The sequence below is a fragment of the Bradyrhizobium sp. CCBAU 25338 genome, assembly GCF_028128965.1.
Taxonomy (GTDB): domain Bacteria; phylum Pseudomonadota; class Alphaproteobacteria; order Rhizobiales; family Xanthobacteraceae; genus Bradyrhizobium; species Bradyrhizobium liaoningense.
Window position 1 is genome coordinate 333,328 of sequence record NZ_LFKY01000003.1, and the last position, 21,258, is coordinate 354,585.

17 protein-coding genes and 1 pseudogene are annotated in these 21,258 nt (G+C 65.0%); 4 read left to right on the forward strand and 14 right to left on the reverse strand.

The window, feature by feature from the left end; all coding sequences use genetic code 11:
• Positions 1-202 precede the first annotated feature (202 nt).
• The 11 genes and pseudogenes from ACM42_RS06825 to ACM42_RS06875 form a co-directional block, all read right to left on the reverse strand.
• Positions 203-1,144 (reverse strand): dihydrodipicolinate synthase family protein, encoded by a 942-nt coding sequence (locus ACM42_RS06825; RefSeq protein ID WP_271527167.1) that lies wholly within the window; start codon positions 1,142-1,144, stop codon positions 203-205.
• A 125-nt stretch (positions 1,145-1,269) separates the two neighbouring features.
• Positions 1,270-3,351 (reverse strand): methyl-accepting chemotaxis protein, encoded by a 2,082-nt coding sequence (locus tag ACM42_RS06830; RefSeq protein ID WP_271527168.1) that lies wholly within the window; start codon positions 3,349-3,351, stop codon positions 1,270-1,272.
• Positions 3,352-3,470: 119 nt separating this feature from the next.
• Positions 3,471-4,241, reverse strand: a complete 771-nt coding sequence (locus ACM42_RS06835; RefSeq protein ID WP_271527169.1) for an enoyl-CoA hydratase — start codon at positions 4,239-4,241, stop codon at positions 3,471-3,473.
• Positions 4,238-4,687: a MarR family winged helix-turn-helix transcriptional regulator gene (locus tag ACM42_RS06840; protein ID WP_271527170.1), complete on the reverse strand. Its 450-nt coding sequence runs from the start codon at positions 4,685-4,687 to the stop codon at positions 4,238-4,240. The genes ACM42_RS06835 and ACM42_RS06840 overlap by 4 nt, the downstream gene beginning before the upstream one ends.
• Positions 4,688-4,735: 48 nt before the next feature.
• Positions 4,736-5,293, reverse strand: a pseudogene (locus ACM42_RS06845) (tannase/feruloyl esterase family alpha/beta hydrolase); the annotation flags it as partial.
• A gap of 115 nt (positions 5,294-5,408) precedes the next feature.
• Positions 5,409-6,428, reverse strand: coding sequence for a patatin-like phospholipase family protein (locus tag ACM42_RS06850; protein ID WP_271527171.1), 1,020 nt, complete (start codon positions 6,426-6,428; stop codon positions 5,409-5,411).
• 204 nt (positions 6,429-6,632) lie between these two features.
• A complete protein-coding gene (serA, locus tag ACM42_RS06855) occupies positions 6,633-7,877 on the reverse strand; it encodes a phosphoglycerate dehydrogenase (protein ID WP_271527172.1) in 1,245 nt (414 codons plus the stop codon).
• A gap of 125 nt (positions 7,878-8,002) precedes the next feature.
• Positions 8,003-9,235: a rhodanese-like domain-containing protein gene (locus ACM42_RS06860; RefSeq protein WP_271527173.1), complete on the reverse strand. Its 1,233-nt coding sequence runs from the start codon at positions 9,233-9,235 to the stop codon at positions 8,003-8,005.
• Positions 9,236-9,305: 70 nt separating this feature from the next.
• A complete protein-coding gene (locus ACM42_RS06865; RefSeq protein ID WP_271527174.1) occupies positions 9,306-10,487 on the reverse strand; it encodes a PepSY-associated TM helix domain-containing protein in 1,182 nt (393 codons plus the stop codon).
• Between the two features lie 2 nt (positions 10,488-10,489).
• Complete coding sequence (locus ACM42_RS06870; RefSeq protein ID WP_271527175.1) at positions 10,490-12,817, reverse strand: TonB-dependent siderophore receptor; 2,328 nt, start codon at positions 12,815-12,817, stop codon at positions 10,490-10,492.
• Between the two features lie 212 nt (positions 12,818-13,029).
• Positions 13,030-13,914, reverse strand: coding sequence for a dihydrodipicolinate synthase family protein (locus tag ACM42_RS06875; RefSeq protein ID WP_271527176.1), 885 nt, complete (start codon positions 13,912-13,914; stop codon positions 13,030-13,032).
• A gap of 166 nt (positions 13,915-14,080) precedes the next feature.
• Between ACM42_RS06875 and ACM42_RS06880 the strand changes: the two genes are divergently transcribed.
• On the forward strand, positions 14,081-15,493 hold the full coding sequence (locus tag ACM42_RS06880) for an FAD-binding oxidoreductase (protein ID WP_271527177.1): 1,413 nt from the start codon (positions 14,081-14,083) through the stop codon (positions 15,491-15,493).
• Positions 15,494-15,500: 7 nt separating this feature from the next.
• Complete coding sequence (locus ACM42_RS06885; RefSeq protein WP_271527178.1) at positions 15,501-16,166, forward strand: GntR family transcriptional regulator; 666 nt, start codon at positions 15,501-15,503, stop codon at positions 16,164-16,166.
• Between the two features lie 6 nt (positions 16,167-16,172).
• Here the strand turns inward: ACM42_RS06885 and ACM42_RS06890 are convergent, their stop codons facing one another.
• Entirely contained in the window at positions 16,173-16,517 is a 345-nt protein-coding gene (locus tag ACM42_RS06890) for a hypothetical protein (protein WP_271527179.1), read from the reverse strand.
• 115 nt (positions 16,518-16,632) lie between these two features.
• Between ACM42_RS06890 and ACM42_RS06895 the strand changes: the two genes are divergently transcribed.
• Together ACM42_RS06895 and ACM42_RS06900 are read left to right on the forward strand one after the other, a co-directional pair.
• A complete protein-coding gene (locus ACM42_RS06895; RefSeq protein WP_271527180.1) occupies positions 16,633-18,654 on the forward strand; it encodes a YgiQ family radical SAM protein in 2,022 nt (673 codons plus the stop codon).
• A 528-nt stretch (positions 18,655-19,182) separates the two neighbouring features.
• Positions 19,183-19,449 carry a hypothetical protein gene (locus ACM42_RS06900; RefSeq protein WP_271527181.1) on the forward strand — a complete coding sequence of 89 codons (267 nt, stop codon included), beginning with the start codon at positions 19,183-19,185 and terminating at the stop codon, positions 19,447-19,449.
• 313 nt (positions 19,450-19,762) lie between these two features.
• On the opposite strand, the gene ACM42_RS06905 is transcribed toward ACM42_RS06900, so the two are convergent.
• Positions 19,763-20,149, reverse strand: coding sequence for a DUF302 domain-containing protein (locus ACM42_RS06905; RefSeq protein ID WP_271527182.1), 387 nt, complete (start codon positions 20,147-20,149; stop codon positions 19,763-19,765).
• Between the two features lie 366 nt (positions 20,150-20,515).
• Positions 20,516-21,034, reverse strand: coding sequence for a Spy/CpxP family protein refolding chaperone (locus ACM42_RS06910; RefSeq protein WP_271527183.1), 519 nt, complete (start codon positions 21,032-21,034; stop codon positions 20,516-20,518).
• Positions 21,035-21,258: the final 224 nt, after the last annotated feature.

Consider the following 21,258-nt stretch of genomic DNA (forward strand, 5'->3'; position numbering starts at 1 on the left):
AGTCTGGTTGGTCAGCGTACGATACTTGATCGCCGGGTCCGGGGAAACTGGCGGAATTGCGCCAATTCGACACCTTTAGCCGAATGGGCAGCCCCGTCATTGGGAGAGCAGCGAAAATTGTCTCCCCGGAACCGGTCTGGATTGCTTGGTCGCTTTGCTCCTCGCAATGACGACGGAAAGACCGAATTTCGGCGGGAGAAGGTTACCTCCCCCACCGCAGCGCCAGTGCATCGCGCTCCTTGGCGAGCTCCAGCAATCCCGCGCGCGTTGCCGGATGCAGCGGCTGGAGCGGATGCCGCACGGCTTCCGACTTGATCACGCCGCCGGCCTGCATCATGACCTTGCAGGCGATCAGGCCGCATTGGCGGTTCTCGTAATTGATCAGCGGCAGCCAGCGCTCATAGGCGGCCTTCGCCTCCTCGCGCTTGCCGGCGAAATACGGATCGATGATCTGGCGGATGCCGTCGGGATAGCCGCCGCCGGTCATGGCGCCGGTGGCGCCGGCGTCGAGATCGGCCAGCAGCGTGATCGCCTCCTCGCCGTCCCAGGGGCCTTCGATATCGCTGCCGCCCGCCTCGATCAGGCTGCGCAGCTTTGCGGCGGCGAAGGGAACCTCGATCTTGAAATAGCGGATGTTGGCGAATTCGCGCGCCAGCCGCGCCAGCAGCTCGACCGAGAGCGGCGTGCCGGCCACAGGCGCGTCCTGGATCATGATGGGAATATCGATGGCGCCCGAGAGCACCTTGAAGAATTCGACGATGCCCTTCTCGGGGACCCGGAAGGTCGCGCCGTGATAGGGCGGCATCACCATCACCATCGCGGCGCCGGCCGCCTCGGCCTGCTTGCTGCGCGCCGCGCACACCGCCGAGCTGAAATGCGTGGTGGTCACGATCACGGGAACCCGGCCAGCCACATGTTCCAGCACCGCATGCATCACGGCCTCGCGCTCGGCGTCGGTGAGCACGAACTGCTCGGAGAAATTGGCGAGGATGCAGATGCCGTGCGAGCCGGCATCGATCATGAAATCGATGCAGCGGCGCTCGCCCTCGAGATCGAGCTCGCCGCGCTCGTCGAAGATGGTGGGCGCGACCGGGAACACACCGCGATAGGGGCGCTGGGCCTTGTGTTGTGGCGCGACCGGCATCGAACTCTCCATCCCTGATATGTCTTACGTCTGTCTCAGCGCTCGCGGAGCGAGGCGCCACAGATGTACCCGCCACGCGGACCGACGGCAATGCCCGCGCGACATCGGATGGTGAGAGAACGAAACTACGCGGTCTTGACGGCTCCCAAGAAGCCCTCGACCGCGACGCGCAGGCGATCGGCGCCGGCCGACATCTTCTTGACGGACTCCGACAGCACCGTGCCGGCATTGCCGGTCTCCTGGTTCAGCCTCGCGACGCTACCGATGGTGTCGGTCACCTCGCGCGTGCCTTGGGCGGCCTGCTGGAAGTTGCGCGAGATCTCCGTGGTCGCCGCGCGCTGCTGCTCGACCGCGGCAGCAATCGCCGTCATCTTCTCGTCGATGCCGCTGATGGCGCCGCCGATCGAGCGGATCGCGGCAACGGCCTGGCCGGTGGCGCCCTGGATCTCCGCGACCTGGCGCGAGATCTCTTCCGTTGCTGTCGCCGTCTGGGAGGCGAGGCTCTTGACCTCGCCCGCGACGACGGCAAAGCCCCGTCCGGCCTCGCCCGCACGCGCGGCTTCGATGGTGGCGTTCAGCGCCAGGAGGTTGGTCTGGGCGGCGATCGCGTTGATCATCTTCACGACCTCGCCGATGCGGCTCGCGGTCTGGTCGAGGATCTCGACCGTCGCGTTGGTCTGCTCGGCCTGCGCCACGGCCTCGCGGGCCTCGCGGGCGCTCGACTGCACCCGTGCGGAGATTTCGCCGACGGATGCGGAGAGCTCTTCGGTCGCGGCCGCGATGGTCTCGAGATTGTTGGTGGCCTGCTCGGCGGCGGACGAAACCGCGGCGGTCTGGCTGCTGGAGTCCGAGACCAACGAGCGCACGCCGGTCGCGGTGGCGTCGAGCTCCCGCGTCGAGGCCACGACGCTCTGGATGACCGCCTGCACCGTATCGTCGAAGCTCCGGCAGGCGGCATCGACAGTGCCCGACCGGGCGAGCTGGAGCGCCTGTTGCGATTCGCGTTCCCGGCCCAGCCGTTCCGCGGTCGCCGCGCTCTCGCGCAGGCTCTCGAGCGCGGCGGCCATGGTGCCGAACTCGTCGGGGTGGCGGGATTGCGGAACCGGCGTCGCATAATCGCGCGCGCTGATGCGCGCAATGGCATCGAGGATGGCGCGCACCGGACGCATGAGGCGATTGCGCACCACGAACACGCCGGCCAGGGTCACGGCCAGCGCGAGCAGGAACGCGAGCGACTGCACGATGAGATTGGTCAGGGCTTTCGCCTGAACCGCCTCCGCGCGCGCGATCGACAGGTCGAGCGCCTTGTTGGCGACCGCGACGATGGACGCGAAGGGCGACTGGCACAGTGCGTTCCATTCCGAGGCGGGCATCGCGGGACGGCCGCTGCCGTCGAAGTTCCTGGTCAGTTCGCCGATCTGCTTGAGAACCCCGTCGGTCTTGGCGCGGGCCTCCCTGGCCGTGTTGACGAGATCCGCCGTCACATCAGGCGCAGCCAGCAGTTCCTCCATGCCGGCCCATCCGGCAGTGATGGTGCCATTCCATCCGGCCACGGTCTGCTTCTGGGTCTCGTCGAGCGGCTTTGAGCCGTTGACGTTCGGACGCAGGGTCGAGCACTGAATGCCATAGCGATCGCGCACCTGCCAGGCGAGGCGACGGGCCTGGATCATGCGGGCGATGAAAGGATCGTTCATCCAGGCGCGGTTCGACACCGCGGTGGACGCGAGGTTCGCCGTCTCGATCACCTTGGTGACGGAATCGTACCAGGGTGCGGTGCGCTCGACCTTGCGTTCCGCGCGGGGCAACCTTGCTTCGTCGTAGAACAGCTGGAACTTCGGCGCGGCCTCGCTCCAGCGCTGCTTCAGCGTGTTTGCGAGCTCGTCGCGCCGGGCAAATTCGACGGTGGAGAGCGCTGCGGCAATGGCATCATAGCCGGCCTGCTCGGCCTTCTCGGCGGCGCCGAGCTTGGCGCGCGGATCGTCCTCGCCCAGCAGCGCGCTCTGGGCATCGCCGCGATTGTTGCGCAAGGCCAGCACGCCTTGGAAGATCGCCTTGTCGGCATTCGCGAGCCGCTCGGTCTCCAGGCTGTCGCTGTAGCGGCTGAAGGCCCCACCCATCTGAATGGCCGTGCTGGTCAGCGCACCGACGGCCAGCAGCGCCATCAGAACGAGGAGGAGCGTGCTTACCGATTTCTTAAAAATTGACATGGACCAAAAGACCTACTCGTCACGAGCGGCCATCCTGCACGGTGACATGCCAAAGTTTCGTTAAGGTTTATTTCAAATGATATGGACCTCGGAAGCTGCCAATCTGTCGGGAAGTCGGCTCACGCCACTTTCGTGAAATCCGGCGGGCGGCGCTCGGCGAACGCCGTGAACGCCTCGCGCGCTTCGGCGGTGCGCAGACGCTGCGCGAACTGCTCGCCCTCGGCCTGCATCTGGGCGACCAGCGCCTCGCCGTTGCGCATCAGCTTCTTGGTAGCCGTGAGCGCGCCGAGCGGCTGACGGGCGAGACGCTGCGCGAGGGTGAGCGCCTCGGCATCGAGCTTGTCGAGCGGCACCACACGGTTGGCAAGGCCCCATTCCAGCGCCGACCTGGCAGGCACGGTCTCGCCGAGCGCGAACATCTCATAGGCGCGCGCATGGCCGATGCGCGCCGGCATCAGCAGGCTGGAGGCGGCCTCCGGCACCAGGGCAAGGCTGACGAACGGCGTCGACAATTGCGCGTTGTCGGCGAGCACGACGAGATCGCAATGCAGCAGCATCGTGGTGCCGACGCCGACGGCACGGCCCTGCACGGCTGCGACCAGCGGCCGGGTGCAGCGCGCCAGCGACTGGATGAAGCGCACGACGTTGCGGCTGCCTTCGGACTTGCCGGCTGCGACCGCGGCGAATTCGCCGACGTCGTTGCCGGCGGTGAACATATCGCCCTCGCCGCGAATCAGGATCACGCGAGCGGACGGATCGAACTCGGCGGATTCGATTGTGTCCGCCAGCTTGCCGTACATCGCATCGGTCAGCGCGTTCTTCTTGTCGGGACGCGCCAATGTCAGGGTGAGAATTCCGCCGTTGCTCTCGATCCGGACGTGCTCGGTCATTCGTCTGCTCCTCTTGGAAACTTGTTCTGAATGCTCGTCAGCCAGCGTGCGACGATGTCGATCTCCGCAGCCGTGAATCCTTCCGTCAGCGCCGCGTTGACCTCGGCCGCCGAGGTCTTCGCCTGCGCCAGCGCGCTGCGTCCTTTGGGCGTCAGCCAGATGCGCCAGGCGCGGCCATCCTCGCGATCGGCGCGCCGGTCGATCAACTTTGCGGCTGCGGTGCGGTCGACCAGGCCGGAAATGCCGGCCGGCCCCATATCGAGCGCCGCGCCCGCCTCGCCGATCAGGACGCCGTCCTGCTTGCCGAGGATGAACAGCAACCCCGCCTGCGCCGGCGTCACCGTGCTCTGCGGCTGCGCCGCCATCCAGCGCTGCAGGCGGCGGTGCGCGACGCTCAGCAGGTAGATCAGCCGATGATGCTTTGCCGCGGCCTCGTTATTTCGCATGCGAAACATCTAGCCGGGCGCGAGGCGATTGTCAAACGAGCCGTTTCGTCACGGCGCACAGGCAAAGCTCGACGCCTCCATCAGCGCACCCGCCTTGTAGTGCGGCCAGGCCGGCCAGCGGCACAGCGGCATCGCGCGCAGCGTCGCGAACGACGGCGCCTCGACCTTCTGCTCGCTGACTTCGAGGTCGCCGGGCGCCTTGCCCTTCTCGACCCAGTCGACCAGCACGCTCAGCATGTCGACATTGGCCGGCGCGCCGGAGCCGACATGGTCGACACCGGGCGCGGTGTACAGCCGCGCGAATTCCGCCGTCTCGGCCTTGCCCATCTTGCGTTCGACGCTCTCGAAATAGCGGATGCCGGCATAGGGACTCTGCGCATAGTCGGCCATGTGCTCGAGCATGATCAGACGGCCGCCGCGCATCCGGAAGCGGCTGAGGTCGGGATCGGTCGAATCCATCAGCTTTGAGACCTCGAGCAGCCGCGCCTTGTGGTGCTCCACGTTGTAGGTGGTGACATCGAGCTTCGGATCGCGCGCGAAGACATATTGAATGCCGCCGGCGCCGTAGATCCAGGCGATGCCGTTGTTGCGCGCAGGCGGCTGCGCCGAACGACGCGACAATGAGTGCGGCGAACGGCGCGAGCAGCAGGACGCTCCAGCCGCGGAAGGCGAACAGGACGAGTAGGCCGAGCCCGACGAGGAGGCCGAGGAGACCCATGCCTCAGCACTCCGACAGCAGGACATCGAGATCGGCGGTCGAACGACGGCCGATCTCCGCGCCGTGCTCGGCGAGGAAGTCGTCCGCGGCCATGCGTCCCTCGGCGCGCAGCATCGAGACGAACTCCCACTCCGCGTTGAGCTTCGAGGAGGCGCCGAACTTCGCCAGCATGTCGCTCTTGATCCGGTGTGTGCGCATCTTCGCCCAGCGCGCGCCCTCGCCGCTGCCCGGATCGGCCGCCTGGTGCAGCAGTGCGATCATGCGCAGCTCCTTCATCAGCGGCGAGTTGAATGAGATTTCGTTGAGCCTGTTGAGGATTTCCGCAGCCGTCCGCGGTTCCTCCAGCCGCTCAGTCGGATTGATCTGGACGAGAATGGTGTCATGCGCGTCGCTTTCGCGCACCAGCGGCGTGATCGTCGGGTTGCCGGCAAAGCCGCCGTCCCAATAGGGCTCGCCGTCGATCTCGATCGCGCGGAACATGGTCGGCAGGCAGGCCGATGCCAGCAGCACATCCGCCGTGATCTCCGCGTTGCGGAAGATACGGCCGCGCCCGGTGCGCACCCGAGTCGCGGTGATGAACAGCTGGATCGGCGAGCGCACGAGGCGTTCGAAATCGATACTCTCGGCCAGCACCGCGCGCAGCGGATTGTAGCCGGTCGGATTGAGGTCGTAGGGCGACAGCACACGCGACATCAAATCGGTGAGGATGTAGAAGGGCGACGTATCGAGGGTCCAGCGCCCCATCAAGCGGTCGAGCGGAGAGCGTTGTAGCGGGCTGAAGGCCGCGGCCTTCGAGACACGGCGCCAGTATCGGTCGAGCGCCTCTCGTGCGCCCTCGGCGCCGCCGGCTGTCCAGCCGTCCGCCAGAACCGCCGCATTCATCGCGCCTGCGGAGGTTCCGGAGATTGCGGCGATCTCCAGCCATTTCTCTTCCAGAAGACGGTCGAGCACGCCCCAGGAGAAGGCGCCGTGCGAACCGCCGCCCTGAAGCGCGAGATCAATCAGTACGGCGTCCCGTTCCATGGCGGACACTCACGCAACTGAAGCTCAAATTCGACGCGATTTTTGACCGGGCCGAATTCGACGATAGTGTGGGAGCAGTTGCTACAAGTTGCAACCGGAACGTGGGGTGGTCTGGAGCTATTTCCGTTCTGATGCGATCGGAACGGAAATGGCTCTAGATTCTGGTTGACGCGTTTGCTTTATATCCACTTCGCTCGAAACGCTTTAGTGCTCGAACACCAGCCGCGCGCCGATAGTGCCGTCGAGGGCGCGGATTTGCTGGAGCAGCTCGCCGGAGTCCTGGCCGCCGAGATCGGCGTCGAGCACGACATAGCCGAGGTCGCCGGCGGTCTCGAGATATTGCGCGGCGATATTGATGTCGCGCTGGAGGAAGACCTCGTTCAGCCGCCGCAGCATGCCCGGCACATTGCGATGGACATGGCTGAAGCGCGCGCCGGAGGGGCGAAGATGCAATTGCACTTCCGGGAAATTCACCGCGCCCATGGTCGAGCCGGTGATGAAATAGTCGACTAGCTTGCGCGCCACCTCGCCGCCGATGCGCTCCTGCGCCTCTTCGGTCGAGCCGCCGATATGCGGCGTGAGGATGACGTTCTCGAGGCCCTGAATGGGACTCTTGAAGCGATCGGAATTCGAGGACGGTTCGACCGGAAACACGTCGACGGCCGCGCCGGCAAGGTGACCATCGCGCAGGGCGCCGGCAAGCGCGTCGAGATCGACCACGGTGCCGCGGCTGTTGTTGATCAGGAACGAGCCCGGCTTCATCGCCCGCAGTTCCTTCTCGCCGATCATGCCCGCGGTCTCCGGCGTCTCCGGCACGTGCAGGCTGACGACGTCGCTCTGCGCCAGAAGCTCGCCCAGCTTCTCGACAGGCTCGGTGTTGCCGTGGCGAAGCTTGTCGGTGCGGTCGAAATAGATCACGCGCATGCCCATGGCTTCGGCCAGGGTCGAGAGCTGCGAGCCGATATTGCCGTAGCCGACGATGCCCAGCGTGCGGCCGCGCACCTCGCGGCTGCCGGTCGCCGACTTGTCCCAGCCCCCCGCATGAGCCGACACCGAGCGCGGAAAGATTCGCCGCAGCAGCATCACGATCTCGCCGATCACGAGTTCGGCGACGCTGCGCGTATTGGAGAACGGGGCATTGAACACGGGAATGCCACGCTTGCGCGCAGCCAGGAGATCGACCTGGTTGGTGCCGACGCTGAAGCAGCCGACGGCGAGAAGCTGGTCCGATGCCGCAAGCACCTCATCGGTGATCTGGGTGCGCGAGCGGATACCGAGCAGCGATACGCCCTTGATCGCCCGCCGCAGATCCTCGCCGTCCAGCGCCTTGGTCAGCCGCTCGACATTGGTGAAACCCGCGCTCCTGAACAGGTCCACGGCACTGTCATTGACGCCTTCGAGTAGCAGCGCCTTGGCGCTTCGCTCAGGGCTTTGGCCTGGGGCTGGCATGGAATCTCCGTAAGTCACAGCATTGCCGCAGCTCATAGACCGTGGGCGATGCGCAGCACAATAGGGCTTGCATACGGGGAGAAGATGGCGAGGCGATGGGTGGACCTGGCATCCCACCAGCTCCGTCAAATCACGTAGAACCCGTGCGTGCCGTCGCGGCGGAGCTGCTCGACGAGGCCGTATTCCCAGTCGAGATAGGCCTGCATCGCAGCTTCGGCCACATCAGTGCCTTCATAGGGCCGGCGGTAGCGGTGTGCCGGATCCGGCTTCGGCAGGACGTGCGGCGGGCCGACCTCGAGCGCACCGTCATGGCCGTCCTCGAGCACATAGACTTCCCAGCCCATCTGCGCCAGCCAGGACGCCGTCATGTCGGCACGAACATTCTTGTCGTCGGTCAGGAGAATGCGCGCGCCGCGCACGGGCGCGGCCATGTCGGTTTCCTGGACGAGCTGGCCGCCGGGATAATGGCGGAAACCGGGGAGATGGCCGGCCGCATATTCCTCGGCGTCGCGCACGTCGAAGCGATAGAGCGTCCGATGGGTCTGCGCAGCAAGCGCCGACATCTCGTTCGCACCGATATGGCGAACACCTGCGCGGTAGGCGACATCGCGGGCATTGGCCGGTCCGCCCTCGAACGGGCCGATCGCGCCGCGCCTGCGAGCGCCGTGATCGAGCTGATGCCGCGCCAGCGTCCAGCCGATGGTGCCGTTGCGCAGCGCGCGCACCCTGTTGGGCACGCCGGCATTGATCAGTGACTGGGTGCCGATGATCGAGCGGGTGCGGCCGGCGCAGTTGACGATGATCGTCGTCTCGGGATCGGGTGCGGCTTGCCCTGCCCGCAACACCAACTCCGCGCCGGGCACGCTGACCGAGCCCGGAATGTTCATGGTCGCATATTCGTCGAAACGGCGGACGTCGAGGATGGCGATGTTGGCCTTGTCGGCGATGAGCTTGGCCACCTCGTCGGCGCTGAGCGAAGGCGTATGGCGGCGCGACTCGACCAACTCGCCGAACGCCTTCGAGTAGGAGTTGACGTCCTCGAACACCTCAAAGCCCGCTGCGCGCCAGGCCGTCAGCCCGCCTTCGAGCGCGCTGATGTTGGTGTAGCCGAGCGCGGCGAGACGTTCGGCGCCGGGCGAAACCAGCCCATCACCGCCATCATAGAGCACGATCGCCACATCCTTGCGCGGCAGCCTGACCTCGGCCTCGACTGCAATCCGATCCACGGCCATGTTGGCAGCGAACAGCGGATGTCCGGTCGCGAAGGCCGCCTCATATCTGAGGTCGAGCAGCGCTATCTCCTCGCGAAGCAAGAGCGCACTGCGGATATCGGCGGGGGTGACGGTCGGAAGCTTCATGGCATGAACCCTACGAGGACAAGCCATGGGCTTTTGAACGATTGAGAGCGCGTTGGCTAGCCTTGCCGGCTCACTCGCCGGGAACGAGCCGCCCGAGCGGCGGCTGCGACGGGCGCCGCAGCCTGCGGCGCGACAGATAGAGCAGGATTCCCGTAACCGAGAACAGGGGCATGAGGACCGCGGCAATCATGAACGCGAGCTTGCCCGGCCATCCCAGGATCGCGCCGCGATGGATGTCGTAGATGGCCGCGATGATCTTCTCGCCGAATGTCTTGTCGTCATAGCGCTCAGCGGAGACCATCTGCCCGGTGACCGCGTCAATGCGGAATTCATCGCGCGTGGTTTCGAGGGTCCTGTCCTTCCCCCACGACCGTATCCGTATGACGGTGGCCGCGCCGGCCGGCAGCGTCAACTGGGCCCTGGAGAAGCGGCCGCCTTCCCCGCGCTGGAACGTCGTCCATGCCTGATCGAATCCGATCGGTTGCGCAGTCCCGGAACGGTCGACCGCCCGCGGCGACTTTGCGGGCATCTTCGCTGCGGTGACGTGAGGACGTGCCAACAGCCAGGTCACGCCGTCCTTATACCATTCGAAAGAGAACCACAGCCCGGTGAGCGTCATCGCCAGATAGATCGGAAGCACCCAGGTGCCGATCACCGCATGCAGCGACCGGTGCAGTCCGCGGCCGCTCAGCGCGAGATTCGGCTTCAGCCACATCTTCACGCTGCCGGCGCGGCGCGGCCAGCGCAACACGAGGCCCGAAATCAGCATGACGATCAGACCGAGCGCAATGGTGCCGGTGATCAGACGCCCCCAGCCCTTGGCGTCGCCGGGGATCAGCAACCAGCGGTGCAGCCTGCGCACGGTCGCGAAGAACGCCTCGCCACGCGGCGAACCCAGCACGCGCGCGTCGTAGGGGTCGACATAGAGAGAGGACGGCCGTCCACCGCTTTCGTCGCGCGCGAAGCGGACATGGGCCGCCGCCGGATCGCTCGACAGCGTGATGGCCGAGACCTTGCCGACGTCCTGCGCCGCCTTCAGCCGGGCGATCAGGTCATCAGGCATCAGCATCGGCGCTTGACGCGGCGCGACCTGCATGATGCCGGCATTGAGATGATCGACGATCTCGTCCTCAAAACTCATGATCGCACCGGTCAGCGCGATCAGGGCGAGCAGCAGCGCGAGCACGAGGCCTACGATGGAATGGACCTGAAGCAGGACCCCTTTGATCGTGTGCCCCCGCTGCAGCGTCATCGCTAGAACTTCACTGTTGCCGACAGCGACACGCGGCGCGCGTCGCCGATGGCGACGCCCAGATTGTTCTGGGCGGAGGTGTAATAGAGCGTATCGAACAGGTTCTTGACGTTGAGCTGATAGATGACCGGAAGTGTCTGGTGCTTCGTCTCATAGGTCGCGAAGACATCGGCGACGACATAGGACGGCAGCACGAACGTGTTCAACGCATCGCCGGGCCGGTCGCCGACATAGCGGGCGCCGCCGCCGAGCCTGAGCTGGCCGGGAAGCATTGTCCCAAAATCGTAGACCAGATAGAGCGAGGCCGTGTTCATCGCAACGTTCTGCAGCTGCTTGCCGGCATATGTCGGATCCTCGGTCACACGCGCATCGGTGTAACCGTAGCTTCCGATCATGCTCCAATTGTCGGAGAGCCGGCCGGTGACGTCGATCTCGAGGCCGCGCGAGCGGACCTTGCCGGCCGCGGTGTATACGTTGAGACCGGTCGCAGCGTTGAGCTGGCTGACCAGCACATTCTGCTTCTCTATGTCGTAAACCGCGAGCGTACCGGAGAGGCGCTTGTCGAGATCGAACTTGAGCCCGGTCTCGTACTGCGTGCCTTCTTCCGGCGCGATGTTCGAGCCGAGCACGACGCCGCCGCCATTGCTCAGCGGAGCAATGGTCGAATTCGGCTTCAGCGATTGGGTGTAGCTCGCATAGAGCGAAATCTGGTCGGTGAGCTTGAAGATCGCGCCGCCGAGCGGAAGCACCGCATCCGCCGAGACGTTGGTGTTGGTGATGAACGGCTTCCCGCGTCCGGCCAGCTGATCATAGTCCATGTAGCGCACACCGCCGACCAGCGCGAAACGCTCGGTCAGATGCAGCGTGTCCTGGAAGAACAGCGACCACTGGCCGAGCTTGTCGGTCTGGGCGCTGTCGCTATTCGAAACCGTCGTGCCCGGCCCGATCAGACCGTAGACGGGGTTGTAGACATTGAAGGACGGGGCCGTCTGCCGGATCAGGTTGTCACGGTAGATGGTGCGATACTGGCCGTCGCCGCCGAACAGCACCTCGTTGCGCATGTCGCCGAGCCAGAACCCGCCCGAGATGTAGGACGTCCCATAGCTCGAATTGCTCAGAGAACCCTGCGTGCCGTCATTGCTGCGCGTCTCGACGCCGGTCTTCGCGTTGATGCCGGTGATGCGGAGCTGGTTCGCGCTGAAGGTCTCGGTATTGTAGCTGTAGCCGGCAAAGAGCTTCCAGTCCTGGTTGATGCGATGCTCGACCGAGGCCTGGATCAGGTCGGATGTTCCCCACATGTTGTTGTAAGGCTCGTCGAGTCGGCGCGTCTTCGGGATCGCCAGCGGCGCACCGTTGATGAACGCCGTGCCGCGGTCGAACGGATAGATGAACTCTCGATGCTCGTAGTTGAGCTGGACCGTCGTGTCCTTTCCGTACCAGGCCAGTGACGGCGCAACCAGCATCTCGCGGTGCCGGCCGAAATTGCGCCAGTAATCCTCGCTGACGCCGTAGCCGATGAAGCGATAGGCAAGACCCTGATCGCCGATCGGGCCGGTGACGTCGAGCAGGCCGTCGGCGCCGCTGCGGTTGTTCGCATAGGTCGAACCGAGCAGCGTGACCGAACCGTGCTGATAGAGCTCCGGACGCTTGCTGATGGTGTTGACGATGCCGCCGGGATCCATGATGCCGTAGAGCAGCGAGGCCGGCCCTTTCAACACCTCGACGCTTTCGACCGCGGCATTGAGGCTTCGGCCCTGCACCAGCGGCATGCCATTGCGCATGATCGAGCCGTCGCGATTGTCGCCGAAGCCGCGGCGGATCACGGCGTCCTGGGTGCCGGCCAGCGTGTTGGTCTGGGTGATGCCGGAGATATTGACGAGTGCATCGTCGATGTTGCGCGGGAGCTGGTCCTTCAGGACCTGCGCGGGCACCACATTGACGGCCTGCGAGGTGTCGAGCGGCGAGGCCCCGCTGCGCAGCGTGGTCGCGCTCGGCATCGCGCGGTAGCCGAGCTTTGCGGCTTGCTGTGCGGCGGCCTCCGCGGCCGCTCGCTCCGAGAGCGTCGGCGCTGCGGGTGCGGCATTGCGACTACGCTGGCGCGCGGCGGCTTGCGGGCGGCGTGAAGACTGGTCCGATGTCCGCGCCGGCTTCGGCCGCTGCGCCGGTGCGTCGACCGTCACCGGCGGCAACGCCGATTGCGCCCGGGCGGTCGTCATGTTGGAGGGGCATTCGGCGAGCAGCACAGCCGCTGTGATGAGAAGACCGGCGCGGCTCTTGCCGGCACGATGACGGTGGCCGCTGGCGCGTTGGCCATCCAGATAAGCACGCACGTTCGATTCACTTCCAGCTCAGACGCAGCATTGAAGCTGGCGCGTCTAACAGGCACGGAGCGCGAGCGGAACCGCAAGCGGACTTGAATCGCTCTAGTATTGAATGGTTCTAAGAACGCATCGGCGCTGAACGGCAATCTCAAATGGTCATCCTGCCGAGCGCGGCACGCAGCACGCGAATACGCGGCGGCGCGTCGCGATCTTTCGCGGGCTCACGCGATGGCAGGCGCCATCAACGCGTCGAGCTTCCGCTTGAGCGCGGTGCCGTCGGACAACGCGCGAAGCGGGGGGCGCACGCGCAGCCAGCCTGTATCGCCCGTCTGCGCCGCGAGGATGGCCTTCAACGTCGCGACCAGAGAAGGCGTCTTCACCACGGCATCCGCCGCTGCCTGCATGCGCGCCTCGACATCCTTGCCGTCGAGCATGCCCTTGACCAGCTCCGGCACGATGTTGGCCATGCCGCAAATGGTGCCGGCGCCGCCCGCCGCGATCGCGCGGGCGATGTCGGGCTCGTTGCCGACGGTGATGGCGAGTTCGGGCACGGCCGCACGGAACGCCTGGAACTGCTTGAAGTCGCCGCTGGAGTCCTTCAGGCCGGCGACCTGCTTGCCATAGCGCTTGCGCAAGTTCGCGGCGACCGTTGTCGGGATCGCAACGCCCGACACCTGCGGGATGTGATAGAGCGAGGCGCGCAGCCGATCGTCGGCGACACCATCGACGATCGCGGCAAAGGCATCCTCGATGCCTTCGGGCGTGACGCTGCGGTCGAAATAGGGCGGCAGCAGCAGCACGTGGCGCAGGCCGAGGCCGAGCACGGCGCGCGTCAGCGCAATACTGTCGGTGATGGCGGGAAAGCCGCCGCCGATTCCAATGTGCTCCGGCGCAACGCCGGCCTTGAGCATGGCTTCGATGGTCGCGACGCGTTCGGCGACATTGAATGAGGTGCCTTCGCCGGTGGTGCCGAACAGAACGACGCCGTCGACGCTCTTGCTGAAGAGTTGCTTGGCATGGCTGGCGAGCCGGCCGTGATCCACGCTGCCATCGGCCGCCAGCGGCGTCGCCGACGCCACCCAGAACCCGCGAATTGCCTCCGTCATCACACCGCCCTTGCTGTCGTCCAGAGCTAAGCCGCTGATCTCAAACGATCTTCCGCAACTTACCGGGATTCTGTTTCTGCTTTACATTCTAGCTTGTACCTTACATACAAGGACGAATGCAAATCCCGGCGCCCTGGGCGTGGCAGAAATATTGAGGAGGTCTCGCATGGACATGGCGACCCCCGCCGGACGGCCCGACCAGCTGCTCGGCGCATTGCGCGACAGGCTCGGCGCGGCCGCCGTGCTGACCGGCAGCGAGGTGCCCGCCCGCAATTGCAACGACTGGAGCGCGAGCCTGCCGCAGACGCCGCTCGCGGTGATCCGGCCGCTCGATGCGCAGGGCGTGGCGGATGCGATTGCGACCTGCCGGCAGGCGCGGCTGCCCTTCGTGCCGCAGGGCGGATTGACCGGACTGTGCCGCGGCGCCTCGCCCGAAGCGGGCTGGGTCGCGATCTCGCTGGAGCGCATGACCGGCATCGAGGAGATCGATCGCGCCTCCGCGACGATGACGGTGAAAGCAGGCACGCCGCTGGAGACGATCCAGAAGGCCGCCGACGAAGCCGGCTTCTTCTTTCCGCTCGATCTCGGCTCGCGCGGCTCCTGCGTCATCGGCGGCAATCTTTCCACCAACGCCGGCGGCAACCGCGTGATCCGCTACGGCATGACGCGCGAGCTGGTGCTTGGCCTGGAGGTCGTGCTGCCCGACGGCACCATCATCACCAGCCTCAACAAGCTGATGAAGAACAATGCCGGCTACGATCTGAAGCATCTGTTCATCGGCTCGGAAGGCACGCTCGGCATCATCACCCGCGTGGTGCTGAAGCTGTTCCCGAAGCCGCGCTCGACGATGGCGGCGCTCTGCGCGCTGAAGGATTATGCCGCGGTGGTCGCGCTGCTGGATGCGGCGCGCGGCGGGCTCGGTCCGCTGCTGTCGGCGTTCGAAGTGATGTGGCCGGACTATTGGGACGTGATCACGAATCGCGCCGGCGTGAAGCCGCCGGTCGCCGCAGGCCATGGCCTTTACGTGCTGGTCGAGGCACAGGGCACCGACGAGAGCCTGGACGCGCCGCGCTTCCAGAGCTGGCTCGAAGAGCTGATGGAACGTGGGCTGCTCGCCGACGCCGCCGTGGCGCAGTCGCTGGCGCAGACGCAGGCCTTCTGGCGCGTGCGCGACATCTGCGCCGAGTTCGGCCAGGTGCTGGGGCCGCACATCTCCTACGACATCGGCCTTGCCGTGGCGCGGATGGACGAGTTCGTCACGTGCTGCAAGGCCGCGCTGGCTTCCGGCATCAAGGGCTGCGAGAGCGTCTATTACGGCCATATCGGCGACGGCAATCTGCATCTCGTCTCCTGGGTCGCCGGCCTCTCGGTCGCGCAGCAGCCGAAGGACGCGATGGACGCGATCATCTACGGTCTCGTCCGCGACATGGGCGGCAGCGTCTCCGCCGAGCACGGCATCGGCACGCTGAAGAAGCAGTGGCTGGGTCATGCCAGGAGCGAGGCCGAGATCGCGCTGATGCGGACGCTGAAGGCTGCGCTCGATCCCGAACAATTGCTCAATCCCGGCAAGGTGATCTGAGCGCGCCATGCGATCGCTCAGGCTCGATACGCCGAAATCGCTGTCGCAGCGGGTGATGCAGCGGCTGCGCCAGGCCATCATCGACGGCGAGTTCGCGCTGGGCGCTGCCATCTCCGAGGAGATGGTGGCGAATTCCTTCGGCGTCAGCCGCACGCCGGTGCGCGAGGCCATGGGACAGCTGCAGGCGCAGGGCCTCGTCGTGATCCGGCCGCAGGTCGGCAGCTTCGTGTTCACGCCGAGCGCCGAGGACATCGATGCGCTCTGCACCTTCCGCATCGCGCTGGAGCCCAAGGCGGCCGAGCTCGCCTTCCGCCACGATCGCGAAGGCGCGATTGCGGCAATGGGCGCGGCGATCGCGGCAATGGAGCCGGCGGTCACGGCGAAGGACAACATCGCCTACGGCCGCGCCGACGCCGCCTTCCACGAGGCGCTGTTCGCCCATTGCGGCAACCGCTACCTCACCGAATCCTATCAGCTCGTCTCCGGCCGCGTCGCCGCGCTCCGCACCAACCTGACCTCGCCGATCGACGTGCGCACCCGCACGTCGTTCGACGAGCATCGCAGGCTGCTCGATTTCTTCGCACGCGGCGAGTTCGCCGCCTTCGACGGCCTGATGACGACGCACATCACCAATTCGGGAATCGTCTACGCGAAGGCGCTGAAAGTGAATTGAGCACGTCTACCGCTCTTCCTTCGCTTCCGGCCTGTCCAGAAAATCCAGCGCGGTGTTGATCTGCTCGAGCTGATGCTCGATTCTATCGCGGTCCTCGACCGACGGCGCCTTTTCGAGCTGTTCCACGAGCTTCTGCTTCCGCGACAGCAAGTTCTCTATGACCGTGCTCACAGCTCCCCCATCGCCAGAGGCGACGTCACCGGACGCCAGAATGATCCAGACGCACGCGACCCGGGCCCGCGTCGAAACCTCAAAAGAATGTTCGCGGGCGCGGTTGGTTCCTATGGCCCGATATCCGATCTGCGCCGTTACGAGGACGGAACCCGCCTCGAAACGAAACGAGGAGGCCACGGGATGGATCGAGCGGTGTGGGGACCGCGTCACGGTCCCGCACGGCATCACAATCGGCGGTGGCAGCACATCGATCGGTTGAATTCGCCCGTCCGGAGTCCTATGCGTAGGCGCCATGGACACCCAGATGATCACCGCCGAAAAGCCGCTGATGGCCCGGGCGCAACCGCGCAAGCCGGCACCGTTCCTACCCATGAGCCGCGCCGAGATGGATGCGCTCGGCTGGGACGCCTGCGACATCGTGCTGGTGACGGGCGATGCCTATGTCGACCATCCGAGCTTCGGCATGGCGATCATCGGCCGGCTGCTCGAGGCGCAAGGCTTCCGGGTCGGCATCATCGCGCAGCCGGACTGGCACTCGGCCGAGCCTTTCAAGGCACTGGGCAAGCCGAAAGTGTTCTTCGGCGTCACCGGCGGCAACATGGACTCCATGGTGAACCGCTACACCGCGGACCGCCGCATCCGCAGCGACGACGCCTACACGGCCGGCGGCGAAGGCGGCAAGCGGCCGGACCGCTGCACCATCGTCTACGCGCAGCGCTGCCGCGAGGCGTTCAAGGACACCCCGATCGTGCTCGGCGGCATCGAGGCCTCGCTGCGCCGGATCGCGCATTACGACTACTGGTCCGACAAGGTGCGCCGCTCGGTGCTGGCCGACGCCAAGGCGGACTTGCTGCTCTACGGCAATGCCGAGCGCGCCGTGGTCGAGGTGGCGCAGCGCCTTGCCGCCGGCGAGGCGCCGCGCGAGCTCGACGACATCAGGGGCGTCGCACTGTTCCGCAAGGTCCCTGCCGATTACACCGAGCTGCACGCCGACGATCTCGATTCCGCCGACGAGGGCGCATCGCGTCAACGCGGGCCGACCGTGATCCGCCTGCCCGCGCTGGAGCAGGTCGAGCAGGACCGCGAGGCCTATGCGCGCGCCTCACGCGTGCTGCACCGGGAGAGCAATCCCGGCAATGCGCGGCCGCTGGTGCAACGTCACGGCGATCGCGATCTCTGGCTCAACCCGCCGCCGATCCCGCTCACCACCGAGGAGATGGATGCGGTCTACGATCTGCCTTACGCGCGCGCCCCGCATCCATCCTACGGAGATGCAAAGATCCCCGCCTGGGAGATGATCAGGTTCTCGGTGACGATCATGCGCGGCTGCTTCGGCGGCTGCACCTTCTGCTCGATCACCGAGCACGAAGGCCGGATCATCCAGAACCGCTCGGAGGGCTCGATCCTGCGCGAGATCGAGAAGATCCGCGACAGGACGCCCGGCTTCACCGGCGTCATCTCCGACATCGGCGGCCCCACCGCCAACATGTACCGGATGGCCTGCAAGGACCCGAAGGTCGAAGCCGCGTGCCGGCGGCCGTCCTGCGTCTTCCCCGAGATCTGCCCGAACCTCAACACCTCGCATGACGACCTGATCCGGCTCTATCGCAAGGTGCGCGAGACGAAGGGCATCAAGAAGGTGATGGTCGCCTCCGGCGTGCGCTACGACCTCGCGGTCGAGAGCCCCGAATACATCAAGGAGCTCGTCACCCATCACGTCGGCGGTTACCTGAAGATCGCGCCCGAGCATACCGAGCGCGGCCCGCTCGACAAGATGATGAAGCCGGGCATCGGCGCCTATGACCGCTTCAAGCGGATGTTCGACGCCGCGGCCGAGCAGGCCGGCAAGAAATATTACCTGATCCCCTATTTCATCGCGGCGCATCCGGGCACGACCGACGAGGACATGATGAACCTCGCGCTCTGGCTAAAGAAGAACCGCTATCGCGCCGACCAGGTGCAGACCTTCCTGCCCTCGCCGATGGCGACGGCGACCGCGATGTACCACACCGGCGTCAATCCGCTGCGCGGCGTGCGCCACGGCGGCAGCGACAAGGTCGAGGCGATCAAGGGCCTGCGCCAGCGCCGCCTGCACAAGGCCTTCCTGCGCTATCACGACCCCGACAATTGGCCGGTGCTGCGCGAGGCGCTGAAGGAGATGGGCCGCGCCGACCTGATCGGCTCGCAGCCGCACCAGCTCGTCCCCGCACACCAGCCGCCCGGCACCGGCAAGGCCGCCGGCACGAAGCGCCCTTTGCGTCCCGGCGGAAAGACGCAGCGGTTCACGACCAAGGGCGTGCGGGTGACGAAGTAGCGGACGGGAGCCGGACCACGTCCGGTCCTGCGTGGCGCCCTCGCACCTCAAAAACAAAAACGTCGAAAACAACCCCATGCACAGTAGCCGGGGGCAGCAAGATCAAGGACTTGGAGCATAACGAGATCGGCTGGATCCGTCCTCGCGCCTGAGCCTGCGGATCAAGCACGATCTTTTCAAGAACGTTGCGCATTTTCCTGATTTTACGAAACTGTTGCTCCGTCGGGCAAAACAGGCGCATGATGACACCATCGCAGAACGTGGGACAAGGCGAGCCCCTTCCGCTATCCCGTATCGACATCCTCGCGCTTCACGCCGCGTCCCGCGCGAGCTGTTTGCTCGCCTGTTCGACTCGCTGACGGCGTCCCTGATCATGCTCACCTTGCAGACCAGCAACGTCTGCGAAATGACCGCGTCGGCGCGGGACGCACAATTGGGCTGCCTCCTGCGTACATCCCCTTAGGGTACCGACCTAATTTTTTCGACGCTTCATCTCTTGCTATCGGTTATCAAGGAGTGGAGGCGAGCATGCGACTGGGATTAAAGCTCATCGCCCTTGGAATTATTCTTCTGCTGCCGAAGACTCACCTTTATCTGTCCGAGGCTCATCTCTCGGAAGAGCAAATCGCTTCAGAGCGCCAGATATTAAGCCCGGTAGCCCATTGGGATGTTAACTCGGCCGGTTATTTCACGGTCTCTGCGGCTAGAACCTCCAAGTGTGCATCGAAGCTTGGGCACGACGGCCGCGACACCGTGGCCATTCACGCCATGAATAAGAGCCCGAAGGGGTCGTAAGCATCTCGCGACAAAGAATAGACCTGCCGAGGGGTAGGCACGGCTGTGAAGGTTTGCGGATGCGGCCCCATGATGGTGGCGCGGCGCACACCGGGGTCGGCGTTCGCAAACCTTCAAGGGAGGAAACCGCGGAAGGTGTGGCGAGGCCGCGCGTCAACGATGCTCCTGTCTTGAGTGAGGTTGTCGAAACCCCTTGATCTCAAGACAGAACGCTCTGTTGCGCTATCCCATTGGCCTGACGCCCGCCGCAGTGCCCTACAGCGCGAGCGGTTTAGTCCAATGACCCATTTCGGAGATCGGCAACCACCGGGCGTCAGAGCGCCTCGATGAACTTCTTGAGCTTGGCGCCGACCCGATCCGCCGCCAGCTTCAGCCCTGTATTGTCAATGGCCTGCATAGATGCGACGGGATCAATTGCTGCCACCTCGGTCCTTCCGCCTCCAACATCCTGGACCACGACATTGCAAGGAAGCATTGTACCAACTTTGTCTTCCAGCTTTAGTGCCTCATGGGCCAGCACGGGATTGCACGCGCCGAGGATGCGGTAGTTGCGGAAGTCGACATTGATTTTCTTCTTGAAGGTCTCCTTCAGATCGATCTCGGTGATGACCCCAAAGCCTTCCTGCTTGAGGCCCTCAACACTGCGACGCACGGCCTCATCAAAGCCGACCGGCAGCGTTTTGCTGAAATAGTAGCTCATCGGAAACTCCCTTCGCAATCGAGACAACGAACCATCAGTGCCGAGCGCTCCGCGTGAGATCAGGAGAAATGTCCTGCTTCTTCTGCAGATATTCGTCGCGGTCTATTTCGCCGCGCGTAGCGTTTCTCTCAAGTGCGTCGAGGCCGGGAGATCGCCGTCCATATGATTGATGCGTGTCCAACGGGGGCCTCCGAACAAGCCACACCACCGCCGCGACAACCAGGCCCAGGAGTACGATCCAGAGGATCATGTTAGAAATGCCTAAGGCACCATAGATCAACATTGAGCGCCAGACCGGTGAGTTTTCCTTTACTCCAACGATGTCGGCAAGAACCCAAGATGGACAGATCAACACCGTACTGCGCATCACATCATGCAACCCATGCCCGTGAGCACCTCATCTGCCTTCTTCTTCTGTTCGTCACTCAGCGCAGCGTAGAGCTTCTCAAGGGCCGGCTTGACTTCCTTGAGCGCAGCGACCCGGCTTTCCATCGCGGCAATCTGCGCGCTAAGGCGATCAGCCGGGGTCTTGGCTTCGGCCACTGCCTTCATGGTCTGCCACATGCCCTGCATGCTTTGCAGATTGCCCTTGATCGTCTCTGCGTAAGCATCCCAGACGGTCTTTTGAGCATCGGTAATGCCCAGTTCCGCCTTGAGGAATGCAATACGCCCCGCCGCGAAAGTCGATGTCTTGCCATCGGCCGTAGCGTCCATCATCGGACAACCGCCCATCATGCCCCGGCCGTAGTTTCCCATCATGCCGTAACCTTGACCGGGGCCCATCATGCCGCCATAGCCGCGCTGCGCATGTGTCTTCGACGGAACGGTCACGATGGCTGCCCCAATCGCCGCCAGCGCCACGCCGTAAATCAGTGTCTTGCGCATGAAACCCTCCGATCTTTCGGCACCAATCTGAGAGGATGAGACGAGGAGGTGTTGATCGAGGTCAACCTCAACCTCTTGTGATGAAGACTGCCATAGCCTGCGACAGCAATCGGATTCCGCAGTCAGGATGACCAAAGAAAGGACTGCTGTTGGCCCAGATGCGAAGTGGCGACACCTCTCTTTGAGGTCCGCTTAGTGGCGGAACGGGCTGAATTTGATCACGC

Bases quoted from the DNA above. Each gene is read 5' to 3' on its own strand.
- ACM42_RS06825 (WP_271527167.1), bottom strand. From the start codon at position 1,144: ATGCCGGTCGCGCCACAACACAAGGCCCAGCGCCCCTATCGCGGTGTG.
- ACM42_RS06830 (WP_271527168.1), bottom strand. From the start codon at position 3,351: ATGTCAATTTTTAAGAAATCGGTAAGCACGCTCCTCCTCGTTCTGATG.
- ACM42_RS06835 (WP_271527169.1), bottom strand. From the start codon at position 4,241: ATGACCGAGCACGTCCGGATCGAGAGCAACGGCGGAATTCTCACCCTG.
- ACM42_RS06840 (WP_271527170.1), bottom strand. From the start codon at position 4,687: ATGCGAAATAACGAGGCCGCGGCAAAGCATCATCGGCTGATCTACCTG.
- ACM42_RS06850 (WP_271527171.1), bottom strand. From the start codon at position 6,428: ATGGAACGGGACGCCGTACTGATTGATCTCGCGCTTCAGGGCGGCGGT.
- serA (WP_271527172.1), bottom strand. From the start codon at position 7,877: ATGCCAGCCCCAGGCCAAAGCCCTGAGCGAAGCGCCAAGGCGCTGCTA.
- ACM42_RS06860 (WP_271527173.1), bottom strand. From the start codon at position 9,235: ATGAAGCTTCCGACCGTCACCCCCGCCGATATCCGCAGTGCGCTCTTG.
- ACM42_RS06865 (WP_271527174.1), bottom strand. From the start codon at position 10,487: ATGACGCTGCAGCGGGGGCACACGATCAAAGGGGTCCTGCTTCAGGTC.
- ACM42_RS06875 (WP_271527176.1), bottom strand. From the start codon at position 13,914: ATGACGGAGGCAATTCGCGGGTTCTGGGTGGCGTCGGCGACGCCGCTG.
- ACM42_RS06880 (WP_271527177.1), top strand. From the start codon at position 14,081: ATGGACATGGCGACCCCCGCCGGACGGCCCGACCAGCTGCTCGGCGCA.
- ACM42_RS06885 (WP_271527178.1), top strand. From the start codon at position 15,501: ATGCGATCGCTCAGGCTCGATACGCCGAAATCGCTGTCGCAGCGGGTG.
- ACM42_RS06895 (WP_271527180.1), top strand. From the start codon at position 16,633: ATGGACACCCAGATGATCACCGCCGAAAAGCCGCTGATGGCCCGGGCG.
- ACM42_RS06900 (WP_271527181.1), top strand. From the start codon at position 19,183: ATGCGACTGGGATTAAAGCTCATCGCCCTTGGAATTATTCTTCTGCTG.
- ACM42_RS06905 (WP_271527182.1), bottom strand. From the start codon at position 20,149: ATGAGCTACTATTTCAGCAAAACGCTGCCGGTCGGCTTTGATGAGGCC.
- ACM42_RS06910 (WP_271527183.1), bottom strand. From the start codon at position 21,034: ATGCGCAAGACACTGATTTACGGCGTGGCGCTGGCGGCGATTGGGGCA.